The 13099-nt window shown below is 41.5% G+C and carries 8 protein-coding genes; all 8 read left to right on the top strand.

Features of this window, described 5'->3' with window-relative positions; translation table 11 throughout:
- Positions 1 to 93 precede the first annotated feature (93 nt).
- The 8 genes from pyrR (at position 94) to LCH52_15535 (ending at position 13092) form a co-directional block, all read left to right on the top strand.
- Positions 94 to 636, top strand: a complete 543-nt coding sequence (pyrR, locus tag LCH52_15570) for a bifunctional pyr operon transcriptional regulator/uracil phosphoribosyltransferase PyrR (GenBank protein ID MCA0389906.1) — start codon at positions 94 to 96, stop codon at positions 634 to 636.
- Positions 637 to 658: 22 nt separating this feature from the next.
- A complete protein-coding gene (locus LCH52_15565; GenBank protein MCA0389905.1) occupies positions 659 to 1591 on the top strand; it encodes an aspartate carbamoyltransferase catalytic subunit in 933 nt (310 codons plus the stop codon).
- A gap of 1 nt (position 1592) precedes the next feature.
- Positions 1593 to 2867 (top strand): dihydroorotase, encoded by a 1275-nt coding sequence (locus tag LCH52_15560; GenBank protein ID MCA0389904.1) that lies wholly within the window; start codon positions 1593 to 1595, stop codon positions 2865 to 2867.
- 196 nt (positions 2868 to 3063) lie between these two features.
- The gene (locus LCH52_15555) at positions 3064 to 3873 is read left to right on the top strand and encodes a hypothetical protein (GenBank protein MCA0389903.1); all 810 of its coding nucleotides are present in this window, start codon (positions 3064 to 3066) and stop codon (positions 3871 to 3873) included.
- A 30-nt stretch (positions 3874 to 3903) separates the two neighbouring features.
- Positions 3904 to 4344, top strand: a complete 441-nt coding sequence (locus LCH52_15550) for a DUF4783 domain-containing protein (GenBank protein MCA0389902.1) — start codon at positions 3904 to 3906, stop codon at positions 4342 to 4344.
- Entirely contained in the window at positions 4314 to 8117 is a 3804-nt protein-coding gene (locus LCH52_15545; GenBank protein ID MCA0389901.1) for a HAMP domain-containing protein, read from the top strand. The genes LCH52_15550 and LCH52_15545 overlap by 31 nt, the downstream gene beginning before the upstream one ends.
- A gap of 115 nt (positions 8118 to 8232) precedes the next feature.
- Positions 8233 to 11994, top strand: a complete 3762-nt coding sequence (locus LCH52_15540; GenBank protein ID MCA0389900.1) for a UvrD-helicase domain-containing protein — start codon at positions 8233 to 8235, stop codon at positions 11992 to 11994.
- A 27-nt stretch (positions 11995 to 12021) separates the two neighbouring features.
- Positions 12022 to 13092: an N-acetylmuramoyl-L-alanine amidase gene (locus tag LCH52_15535; protein ID MCA0389899.1), complete on the top strand. Its 1071-nt coding sequence runs from the start codon at positions 12022 to 12024 to the stop codon at positions 13090 to 13092.
- Positions 13093 to 13099 lie beyond the last annotated feature (7 nt).

Below are 13099 nucleotides of genomic sequence, written 5' to 3'. Positions count from 1 at the left end.
AGGAGTCCACACACAAATGCATCTAAATTTTCCCATCTTTCACAATTCCGAAAGGAACCTCCCGGCTCTCTGCGCCCGGAGGTTTTTTATTATATGAACATCAAAGCAAAAATTCTCGATCAGGAAGCCCTCCAACGAGTCGTGACCCGTATGGCTCACGAAATTGTTGAGAAAAACAAAGGAACCGACAATCTCATTATTATGGGATTAAGAACCAGAGGAGAGTACCTCGCCACACGATTAAAAAACAAAATCTTCGAAATTGAGAAAGTTGAGGTCCCTCTCGGCATTCTCGATGTCACCCTCTACAGAGACGATTTCCGAACCAGACTTAAACAACCACAGGTTTCCGTTTCCAATATCACCTTCGATATTACCGAAAAAAACATTGTCCTCGTCGATGATGTACTCTACACCGGAAGAACCATCCGCTCGGCTCTCTGTGCCATCATGGATTTTGGAAGACCGGCCACCATAAAACTTTGTTGTCTCGTCGACCGGGGTCACCGCCAGCTTCCCATAAAAGCTGATATCATCGGAAAGAACATTCCCACTTCCATTAATGAGGAAGTGAGAGTAAAACTTGTTGAGCACGACGGCGAGGATGCCGTTTACCTTGTTGAAGCCGATAAATGAAAATTAAAAACGGACTAAAAAAATGCAACTGAAAATCAAACACCTCCTCGGGCTCGAAAATGTAAGCAGCTCTGATATCCAAACCATTCTGGATACCGCTGTTTCATTCAAGCAAGTGCTCGAGAGACCTATCAAAAAAGTCCCCACCCTGCAGGGGAAAACGATAGTTAATCTCTTCTATGAAAATTCCACCCGAACAAGAATCTCCTTTGAACTCGCTGAAAAAAGACTCTCTGCTGATTCCGTCAATTTTTCCGTGTCGGGTTCAAGTGTTTCGAAAGGCGAAACTTTCAAGGACACCGTAAGAAACATCGAGGCAATGAAAGTCGATATGATAGTCGTCAGGCACGCTTCTGCGGGAGTTCCACTCTATCTGACAAAAATAACCGACTCCGTCGTTATAAATGCGGGAGATGGCATCCATGAGCATCCTACTCAGGCGCTTTTGGACATGTACTCAATCAGAGAGAAACTTGGAAAACTTGAGGGACTGAAAGTATGTATAGTTGGCGACATTGCCCATTCCAGAGTTGCCTTGTCAAATATCTTCGGTCTGAAAGCGATGGGAGCAGATGTATCGGTCTGTGGTCCTGCAACACTCATCCCAAGAAACATCTCGGACCTTGGTGTAAAAGTGATTCACAACATCGACGATGCCATTCAGGAAAATGATGTTCTCAACATCCTGAGAATTCAGCTCGAAAGAAAAGCAAAAGCATCATTTCCTTCAACCCGTGAATATCACAAGTTCTACGGAATTACAAAGGAAAGGCTCGAAAAAAACAAAAAGGATGTCTTACTCCTCCACCCCGGACCGATCAACAGAGGTGTGGAAATATCTTCCGAAATGGCTGATGGAGAGCATCAGATAATTCTTGAACAGGTTACAAACGGGGTTGCCGTAAGAATGGCAATCCTCTATCTTCTTGGAACCAGACATGGCGAGGAAAACTAACATGCAAACATTATTAAAGAACCTTCGTATTATCGATCCGGAACTCGGGCTCGATCTCATCTCTGATATCCTGATAGATGACGGTGTAATCACGAAAATTGCTCCTGAAATTGGATTAAACGACTGGAATGTTGATATTCACGATTACTCCGGATGTGTTGCAGCTCCAGGGTTCATCGACATTCATGTTCATCTTCGTGAACCCGGAAGAGAGGATGAAGAAACTGTGGAAACAGGATGTGCAGGAGCTGCAGCCGGTGGTTTTACAGCAGTGGCATGCATGCCTAACACCGATCCGGCAATCGACTCCGCTGAAATAGTTGAATCCATTATATCAAAAGCCGCAAAAACTCCCGTTGATGTATTTCCGGTCGCTGCCGCAACAATGGGTCGCAAGGGTGAAAGCCTTTCTCCCGTGGGTGAGCTGAAAGAAGCAGGTGCTGTGGCTTTCTCTGATGATGGTGTTGCCATTAAAACAGCTTCAATTCTCAGAAAAGTAATGGAATATGCATCCATGTATGATCTTCCGGTCATCGAACACTGCGAAGACGAGTCACTTGCCGGTGGTTCTATGAATGAGGGATTAAATTCAACCCGTTTCGGGCTTACCGCGGTTCCGCCAATAGCCGAGGAACTGACAGTTGCGAGAGATATCATGATGGCAGAATACACAGGCGCAAAAGTCCACATAGCCCACATCTCTACAGCAAAGGCAGTTCAGCTTGTTCGGGAAGGAAAAGCCAAAGGAATAAAAGTAACGGCAGAGGTAACCCCCCACCACTTCATTCTCTCAGATGACTGCCTCGCAGATTACGATACCAATTTCAAAATGAATCCTCCCCTTCGAACAGCAGAAGATGTGACAGCAATGATTGAAGGTCTAAAGGACGGCACCATCGATTGTATAGCTTCTGACCATGCACCGCATTCAATTGAAGAAAAGGAAATGGAATTTGAGTATGCCCCGAACGGTATTCTTGGACTCGAAACCACTCTCAGTCTTTCACTTCACCACCTTTACCATACGGGTGTATTGTCATTAATTCAGGTTATCGAAAAGCTTTCGGTAAATCCGAGGAAACTGCTGAATATCCCGGTTCCTGCAATTAAAGAAGGCGAAAAGGCAAATTTGACGATATTTAATCCGGATACTGAAAGAACGGTTAAAGTATCAAGATTCAAATCGAAATCGAAGAACTCCCCTTTCAATGGTTATGTCTTAAAAGGAAGCCCGGTGGCGATTTTCAACAAAGGAAAACTGATCACTTCTGAATAAATTCTTTACGGGGAGACTGATTTATGCTGTCTCCCCCTCCTCTTGTGCAATAATTCTCCTCTTTTTTATACATCTGTTCAATTTTGTAAACAACCAACTGACTCAATCCCCTTTAATACCGCCTGAAAAAGCAATTATCGTTTTGGCACGGTTGTTGTTCCATAAGTGCAGAAACATTTTAACAAGAGGTGATACCATGAAAAAGACTGGTTTAATTTTAGCAATAGCAACAACAATCCTGCTTCTCTCGGGATGCAGATTCAGAAACGATTTCTTTAACGATCCATATTATGACGATCGTGCTCCATCGGTTCCAAAAAATGTTGAAGTTCTCAATGGTGACGGCGTTGCTACTGTCATCTGGGATCACAGCCCGGAATCAGATGTCAAAGGTTACAGAGTCTACTCTTCCTCCAGCTTCAGCGGTCGATACGAATATATCGCAACTGTTTATGGGAATCAGTATGACGATTATGGAGTAAGGAATGGTGACAAATATTTTTACGCTGTTACTGCATACGATATAAACGGGAATGAATCAGACTTGAGCTACGAATATGCCTACGCGGTACCAAGACCCGAAGGTTTTGGAAAAATGCTGAATGAAGCAAATGCTTTCCCTGCATCTTCAGGATATGACTTCTCCGGATACAGAACTGTAGCATGGAACGCTCAGGATGCAGACTTCTTCTTCGAAAAGGTAAACGGGGTTTATTATCTATCGGTCTACGATGACACAGACATCAAAGACATGGGAACAACAAATAACATCTACGATATCGAATTCGCCCCTTCATCCGGGTGGGCTCCTGACAAAACCGCAAAAGTGTACGCAGGCAGAACATATGTCTTCTGGTTATGGGATAACAAATATGCAAAGATCAGAGTAAAATCGATATCAGTAGACAGAATAGTATTCGACTGGGCTTATCAGACAGTAGAAGGCGAACCGCAACTGAAGCCATCAGTAATAAAAGGCAAAAGACCAATCGCAAGGGTTCAATAATTAAACTTAACTCCTTACACGGAGACTGAAATGAAAACTCTAACTCAATCCTTAATTCTTCTGACGCTCCTGACCTTCGGGTTGGGAGCTCAGGTTTATAACTTCGACAACAATAAAGCCGGGCAGAAGTTTCCAAACCCGCAAGGAGTCCTGCAGGAGATCGAATCCGGTATCAATAAAGGCGATGCATCACTCTTCACAAAATATTTATCCGAGAATTCCTACATAAATCTTCCAAATGGCGTTTCAGGCTATTTTAGCAGCAACCAATCTTTTTATATTTTGAAAGACTTTTTTAAAACTTTTGTTCCTGTTTCCTTTTCATTCACTGAAACAGGTAACAGCAGAAACCCCGTGGCTACGGGAAGGTTGAAATTCGATCAAAATGGAAAGAGAGATAGTGCTACTGTTTATATCGCCTTGTCGTTTGAAGGTAACTCTTGGAGGATAACTCAACTTTCCGTCAATTAACCGGTGCCGGAATTCATGGTATCTTTTTCAGATTCCGGAAGACAGTATTAATTGCTGCTTCCGGAGTCCTTTTTTTAATACTTCTTCTTTTTTATCACTCCGAAAACACAGACTTCTCCGGCAATAAAGCTGTCGACCAAAAAGTTAAAGATTCATTTCTTGAAGCCTTTCACAATGAATACAAAACACTGGAGAATTACCACAGCAACCTGATTAAAAAAATTTCGCTGAAAGGCATAAATGCCTTCACAACTGATGAAAGCCGGAATAAATCCAACTCTGCATTTTTTTCTTTGGATGGCAGGTTTGTCGCAGGATTCTCTCTCCTCTCTCAACTTGACAAGGAACAATTTCTTAAGTTAAAAAAAGAGAGATCCCTCATCCTCTTAAATTCCTTAAGGGCTGACCTGGCGTTATCATCCGAAATAAATTTTCAGGGATCGCGTTACATTCTGGTTTCTGTCACATTACTCGACAAATTTTATTCTCTCAAGAATCAGTACGATGATCCGGATAATTTCTTCACAAGTTTTGAAAAGAAAACAGGAACAACCGTTTCGATCACAGGTTCCGGGGGTAAAAATATTCTTCAGCTTACATCACCAGATGGAAGAGCGCTGGCTGAAGTTGCGCTTGAAAATTCTGATTCGAGCCGCATTAAATCATCCGTGTCCCTGACAGTAATCAGAATAATTCTTTTTGTGGCTTCAATGCTTCTACTGTTTCATGCCTGTTATCTCTTTATTACAGGAGCGAAAAGTAAATTCAAAACCGGCTCGGAGACCATGAAACCGGGATATTCATTTCCCGGATTGCTTTTCACATTTGTTGTTGTTTTGTCTCTAAGAATATTTCTCCTGAACTTCGATGCCGGAATTCTGCTCGGGCTCAAAGATTTTGACAACCCAGCAAACTATTCATCTCCTTTTGGTTTTGGTGTCGCAGGTTCTCCAGTTAATCTTCTGATCACTTCATTTTTAGGGACAATTTTTACCGCCACACTCCTTTCTGCTGCGGTTCGAAACAACAGGAAACAAAGTAACAAAGCGTCTATACTGGCAATAAAGGCAGTTATATCAATATTCCTTTCAGTTCTCCTCATGAGAGGATTCGCCGCAGTTCAGCGAAGCATTGTATATGACAGCTCCCTTCGCTACTTTCTGGGTGACTCGATTCTGCCGGGAAAAGATGCTATACTCATGAACATCAGTATTCTGATGGCATCTTTTACTCTCATTTCTCTGACTGTAATGTTCATTGCTTCAGCGATAAATTCCCTTCATCTGTCACTTAACAGATTGAAATTCGCATCAAAGCGTACCATTCTTTTGCCGGTACTCAAGGTAATTGCAGTTGTTGTTTCTATTCTCCCCGGACTGCTTTATTTTGCGGTGTTCGAAAAGGAGATGATCCTGCCACTCCCGGCGCTTCTTATTTCCCTGCTGTTGCTGGTTGCAGTCTATTTTGTCCTCGAAAAACAAAACGCTCTGGTATCCGCTTTTATTGTCATCGCATTGATATCCTCCACCTCCTCCATAATTTTATTGAGCAAGTTCAACGAAGACCTTGAAAAGGATTCACTGAAGAAAATTGCGTTGGAGATCAACAGACCCACTGACACTTTTATGCGATTTTTAGTACAGCAATCCCTTTCCGTTGTCTTGCGAATGAATGTATCACCTCAAGACAATGAGGCAACCCTGACGGGAATGGCTTTTAGAGTCTGGTCGGGCAGCATTCTAAATGGCGAAGTGTACCCGTGCAAAATCTCAATCTATAAGGGAGCCACACAAAAAGATATTTTCTCTCCCTTCGGAATTCCCTCACTCAACGAATTTAATGACGCACCGGATACTTCCCTGACAGATATTGCCATTCGGGACTCATCTGTAAGCGAAGGAAAACTGATTACGGGCGCCATTCCTTTCGCAGAAAGCGATTCCACAAAATATTTTGCCGTCGTAACAATATTGAAACGGGATTTCCATGTACCGGGTGCCGGAATCCCCCTCTTTATGCGTCCTGAAACCAATCCTGTAAATGATATCATCGATCTGAGGCGCATGTCAATTTTCAAATTCGTGAACGATACCCCGATCGGAAGTTTTGGAGCTGTGCAAATCCCGGACAAAGAAATAGTAAAAATCAGGGACAAATATAAATCCGGAAGAGTCGAGGAACTTTACCGGACAACCATCTCCGGACAGGAAGCGAGCATCTTTTATTTGCTCTCAAATCAGGGGGAAGTCAACAGTCTCACAGTGTTGATACTTAAGGATAAAGACCCTGTAAGAATTCTCTTCAATTTCTTTAAATTGTTCTTTCTTCACTCACTTTTTATCCTACTGCTTTTGTTTGTCGTCGCGATGGTGAGATTCAGGAAGATTTACGAACTTTTCTTCAGGTTCAGATTTCAGTTGACAGTCAGCTTTATGATTATGTCGGCAATTCCAATTTTAGCTCTCGCCCTGTTTAACCGGGATAATCAGGCTTCTGTTGATGAAAAAAACAGATATTTCGCACTGAAATCAAGAGCTGAAAAAGTTAAACAGATCGTGCAAACCCTTGAACCCGGCAGTACAACTCTTAACCTGACGGGCATCCCCTCCTCCATTTACAGAGACGGGAAATTATTTTTTATATCTCCCAATGAGGCGAAAGCACCGTTCATCCCCGGATATCTGCAGTTACCGGCAACCTCCCCGGGACTGGTTCCTGTCGAGGACTTTTTCCTCACACAGCACTTTGACAGATACAAATATTTCTCATTTTCCCACTCCTGGCTAAATAACGGGAAGATTTATACCGTTCTTGTGAACGATATCTCAGACAGAGACGAACAGTCACTTACTCTCCTTGAATTTGATGTTTTTCTCTTTGGAGTTTACTCCCTCGCAATCATTCTGACCTCCATTCTTGCTACTTTCATTTCGGGAAGAATTTCCTCTCCCCTTTTGAAACTGACGAAAGCCACCAATTCTGTTGCCTTGGGAAATTTTGATTATGACATTTCCTCAGGTAATAAAGGTGAAATTGGCGAGTTGATCAGGGGATTTCGCTATATGACTGATGAATTGAAAAAAAATCAGGATGAAATAGCACTCCTCGAGCGGGAAGCTGCCTGGAAGGAGATGGCAAAGCAGGTTGCACATGAAGTAAAAAATCCCCTCACGCCTATGAAATTGAGCGTGCAGCACTTGCTTTCTGCCTATAAGGATGGTGCACCAAATCTGCCCGAACTCACAGAAAAAATTCTGGTTTCCATTCTCAAACAGATAGAAATACTCAACCAGACGGCATCCGAGTTTTCGCGTTTCGCAAAAATGCCCGGTTTTCAACCGCATCCGGTAAATATTTCCTCGCTTATTCTGGAAATAAAAGATCTGTACACAGGCTCTCCGTTAAGATTTGAATTTCGAAGTGAACTCGAGAATGCCTTTATCCTGGGTGACGAATCATACTTCAAAAGATCAATGATTAACCTGACTAAAAATGCGATCCAGGCAGGAGCTTCCTCAGTTACGGTCAAGCTGATTCAAATCGAAAACGAATATGAATTGACTGTTCTGGATAACGGAAAAGGTATCACCGAAGAAACAGCTTCCAAAATTTTTGAGATCAATTTTACCACAAAAGTAACAGGCACCGGACTGGGACTAAAACTGACCCGTAGGTTTGTGGAATCAGTCGGTGGATCAATCGAACTCCTGAAAAGTGATGAAGGTACCCTTTTCAAGATGAAATTCCCCGTTTTTAAGGAGAAACATGATTGACGAATTCTTTATTTTTTATACCGGCATACAATATTTCGAATTTGCTTCGTAAATTTGGCTCTGACATTCTGACATAAATCAACCTATACTAAAACTGACCGCAGAGGATAAACAGATGGCAAAACTCACTCCAAAACAACAGCAGGCTTCAGGTCTTTCCAATCATATTCTGGTCACAGCCAATGCCGGTTCCGGTAAAACGAAAGTACTCTCCGGAAGATATATTGATGCACTCCTGAACAAAAACATCAGAGTAAACGAAATAGCAGCCATTTCATTTACGGATAAGGCCGCCTCGGAACTTTATTCCAAGATCAGAGAACAACTGGTAGAAAAATACAACGATTCCAAAGACGACAATGAGAAAATCAAATTAAACGGGTTGATCAAAGACCTGGTTAATTCCAATATTTCAACTTTCCACTCATTCTGCTCAAGTCTCCTTAAAGAATATCCTCTGGAAGTAGGTCTCGATCCATCATTCAAACTTCTCGATGATCAATCATCCGACAATCTGATAAAAGAAACTACAGACGAAATAATTTCCCGGTCTCTCGCAGATGAAGAGCTCAGTCCCGGAATCAAAAAACTCATCAGACTTCTAAGAGGGACCTCCGGATTCAAATCGGCATTAAGAAAGATGGTTAAGGAAAGAAAAAGGGTGGAATCATGGCTCGATGGATTGGACGGGGAAATTTCATCAAAAGCAATATTTAAAAGATCAGTTGAAACCATTAACAATTATATAGCTGTTCTCTTCCCCACTCTTGACAAAATGGTTGGGGATATTAGCTACATTAACGACATCGTAGCTTCCAAAGGAAAGAATGATGTTGCGAATACAATTTCTGATTTGCTTTCGCAATTTCATGCAACGACAGATAATATTGTGAAATTTGAGACTATTACACAGATTTTGAATATTTTTATTGGGGATAAGGGCAATATCAAATTTCAGGGTTACTTAAATAAAAATTTGAAATCACTTGCGGATCCCGAAAAACTCGCTGCGATACAAGATAACTGCCGCTATTTTTGGAATCTTTTCGGATTAAAGAATAAAATCCCTTTTGAAAAAAGCTATCCTCACCTCACGATTTATTCCGAGTATTCGTTTCTTTTTATCAGGTTTTACAAAATTACTCTCGAACTTCTGAACAAAAAGAAAAAAGATCTGAATGCAATTGACTTTGAGGATTTGTTGATTCTCACATCGGAACTTTTGAGAAAAGATTCGGTGAGAAAAGCCATACAAGGCAGGTATAAATTCATGATGATTGATGAGTACCAGGATACCAACGATCTTCAGTTCGATATCTTTATTCCTCTGTTGGGAGACCTCTCTACCGGGAACCTCTATGTAGTTGGCGATAAAAAACAGAGCATCTATGGTTTCAGGGATGCGGATCTCACTGTATTTGACAGGACAAAAGAGAAAATCGTATCAAACTCCGGTGAATCGGTAGTATTGGAACACACCTTTAGACTGACAAGAGAATTAACAGCTTTCGTGAACAAAATATTCCCCCGTGTTTTCTTCGACAGAAATGAAAGGCTGGACGGAACAGCAGAACAGTTTACAAAAAAAAGAAAGCTTCTTAATGCGGTTGACTATGATCAGACTGTATTTTTTGATCTGAATAAAGACTACAAGGAGAGCGAGATTACTCTGCTTCTAACCGACATGTCAAAGAACAGCTGTATATCAACCGATGATGGCGGTCAAACCAACCCCGCTTCATCCGGTAAAAATAATAGCGTGAACATCAAACAGACCCGTCAGGCAGAAGCCCGCATGCTTGCGGCACATCTTTCAAAACATTTTGCTCATATTTCCGAATTGAACAAAAGCCTTAAGGAGAAGCTGACAGTCGCGATACTTGCACGAAAGTCGAGTTATTTTGAGTTTCTGGAGGAGGCGCTGACAGAGGCGGGAGTGCCATATGAATTGATGGGAGGTAAAAAGTTCTATCAACAGAAAGTGGTCGAGGATATTTCGATGATCTTCAACTTCCTGACGGATCCCGGGAATGATTTCAATCTCTATTCTTTGTTACGAAGTCCCTTCTTCTCAATTTCCGATGAAGATATTCTTTTTATCTCTCAATCTGAAGGAAATACTGCTTTTGAAAAGCTTGGATTCATTAAAAGAGAGACAAACAACAGGTTAACCGTTGCTCATGATACACTGACCTCTCTTCTTGAATTCTCTCAGGGATCAAAACCGCATAAAATCATTGATCATGTATTGTCAAATACTCCCTATCTCGCAATTATAAGTAAAAGACCAAACGGCAACCAGATTCTGGCAAATATAAACAAACTTCTTTCTCAGGCAGTCGAGTTCGAGAACAGTTCATTTAATTCCATCTACGACTACAAATCGATACTTCAAAGACTGATGAAAGAGATAGAGAAAGAAAGTCAGGCTCCCCTTTCCGGTGAGATCGATACAGTCAAGATCATGACAATCCATCAGTCGAAGGGTCTTGAATTTAACTCTGTTTATATTTTTGGATGTGCCGAATCTGCTCTGCTGGAAGGCAGTTGGAACAAGTCACCGGTATCCATTCATAAGGACCTCGGTTTGAAATTTAAGATATCCGAGTCGGATGATATCTTTAACGATAATATTTCTCATCTTCACGACAAACTCACTGATCTGATTGACAAGCAGGTTGACATCGAAGAGTTGAAGCGCGTGTTTTATGTGGCTGTCACCCGGGCAGCCAATAATCTATTTCTATCTGTTTCAATGAAGGATGATAAAGTTGTCGAAAACAGTTTTCTCCAAATGCTGTTGAAGGGATTGGATATTCCCTTCCCCCCCAGCGAGGATTTTGACCTGGAAGCAGGTACGCTGACAACGGCAAGAAATGGTGAAGATGGACAGATCGTGAGCAGTGACGAGCAAATAACTTTGAGAATAAAGGTTTGTTCCGACCTTGCCCCGAAAACCGTCCATATGAAACCGGGAATTTCAGCGCACCCTGCGCATGAGTTTTCTGTGCACCCCAATAAATTGGAGAAAAAACTTTCCAACGAAATAATCACAGCAACCAAATTCCTGTCGTTTTCGCAATGCCCTTTCAAATATTATCTTAGCTACATCTCAGGTATCACCGGGATTCCGGGTTTAGCGAATTTTATTGCAGAAGACACAGACCCCGAAGTAGTGGAAGAAGACCTTTTACAGGATATTGTGCTCGATAATACCGAAAATGGAGCCGTAAAATCGGGTGAAATAAATTTGGGTGCCGCCGTCGGTACTATCGTCCATGAAGTCCTGTCGAAAACAGGTAAACCGGAACTGAATAAGGATTTGGTTTCATCTGTTGTCAATCAATTCCTGAGCGATAATCCTGAATTTTCGGCAGAAAAAGAAGCTCTAAAGAAAATTACATCAGATAAACTGGAGAATTTTTTCAAAAACAGTGTTGCATCTGAAATATTTTATCAAACGAATTTCGATAATGAACGGGAAATTTTTGTTCAAGTCGACGATTTTTATTTAGTGGGTGTTATCGATAAGTTGATTATTTTAGATAACAAAATTGTAATAATTGATTATAAGACCGATAAAAATCCCGATGCTTCTCTTGCAAGATATGTCGATCAGTTAAAATATTATGCCTTTTTATGCTCAAGGATATTCCCTGAAGTGGAGCTTTTTGAACTTCGCCTGATTTTCCTTGGCAATCCAGAATTTTTCGATCCGCTGACCGTTAATAAAAATGAGATCAACATAACCGGGAAAAGGATTCGGGAATTTGTCGGGACTCTCAGGACGGCAATAAATTCAAACGGATTTCAAAAAAATACAAGTCATTGCCCTGACTGCAGGTTCAGTTTTAATTCAGAGAAATGCTTTGTCTGATATTCACTTATTTTACCGGTTAAAGAAATGAATAAATTTGCCATATCAAAACCAGTTGTTGTAATTATTCTTGGATCACTCTTCCTGTCTTTCACAGGTTGCACTACGGTCAATCAGATTTCAGAAACATCCTGTTCACTTTATGAAATGCCACCCGATTTGACAGACACCGCCATAAATGATTCTGTGATCAAATTCTACTCTGCGGCTTTGAAGGGAAAAGTTTTTTATCTCGACCCCGGACACGGTGGCAGCGACAGAAAAAATAAAAGTCCAAATGGACTGGTTACAGAGGCTGATATAAATTTGAGGGTCGCACTCTACCTGCGGGATTTTCTAACTCGTGCGGGAGCAAAGGTTCTGATGTCCCGGGATACCGACAAAACGGTGGAACTGAAAGAGAGAAGCAGACTGGCGAATGAATCCGATGCCGGTTTTTTCATCTCAATACATCATAATGCACCCGGTAAACCAACAGATTCACATATCAACTACTCTTCCACTTACTATCACGCTACGGAAGATGATTATGAACATGATCCATCAAACAGGGATTTGGCAAAGTATATAAATCGTGATCTGGCTTTCAATACAGGTCGTCCACCAGGACTGGCATCCTTTGACGGTACAGTTTCAGATTACCTCATTTATCCCGGTGACGGATTTTCAGTATTAAGAAATACTAATATTCCGGCTGTTCTTGTTGAATGCTCCTTTTTCACCAACCTGAATGAAGAGATTAGGCTGTCAGACTCCCTCTACAACAAACTTGAGGCATGGGGAATCTTCAAAGGTACCGGGAAATATTTCAGAGCTGCGGTTCCACAGCTTTCCTTGAAAACGAAGCAAATTGTAAAGAGCAGGCTCGAACTAAAGGTGGACATCGCTTCAAAACAGGAAATACGGTCGCATCAAATAAAAGTGTTTAAAAACAAGGAACTCCTCCCCGAAAAGCTTTTTACTGTTTCCAATAATCTTCTGACCATCGATTTAGGTGATTCCTGGAAAAAAGAGACTGTTGTAAAGGTGATTGTTACCAATAAATCAGGTTTGAGCAATTTACCTTTCGTTATCACACTCACACCTGAAGTAAACTAACAAGGAG

This window comes from Bacteroidota bacterium, assembly GCA_020161395.1.
Lineage (GTDB): Bacteria > Bacteroidota > Ignavibacteria > Ignavibacteriales > Ignavibacteriaceae > UTCHB3.
This window is presented reverse-complemented; position numbering and strand designations above follow the sequence as displayed.

Excerpts from the sequence above, each read along its gene's own strand:
- pyrR (MCA0389906.1), top strand. The coding sequence starts at position 94 with ATGAACATCAAAGCAAAAATTCTCGATCAGGAAGCCCTCCAACGAGTC.
- LCH52_15565 (MCA0389905.1), top strand. The coding sequence starts at position 659 with ATGCAACTGAAAATCAAACACCTCCTCGGGCTCGAAAATGTAAGCAGC.
- LCH52_15560 (MCA0389904.1), top strand. The coding sequence starts at position 1,593 with ATGCAAACATTATTAAAGAACCTTCGTATTATCGATCCGGAACTCGGG.
- LCH52_15555 (MCA0389903.1), top strand. The coding sequence starts at position 3,064 with ATGAAAAAGACTGGTTTAATTTTAGCAATAGCAACAACAATCCTGCTT.
- LCH52_15550 (MCA0389902.1), top strand. The coding sequence starts at position 3,904 with ATGAAAACTCTAACTCAATCCTTAATTCTTCTGACGCTCCTGACCTTC.
- LCH52_15540 (MCA0389900.1), top strand. The coding sequence starts at position 8,233 with ATGGCAAAACTCACTCCAAAACAACAGCAGGCTTCAGGTCTTTCCAAT.
- LCH52_15535 (MCA0389899.1), top strand. The coding sequence starts at position 12,022 with ATGAATAAATTTGCCATATCAAAACCAGTTGTTGTAATTATTCTTGGA.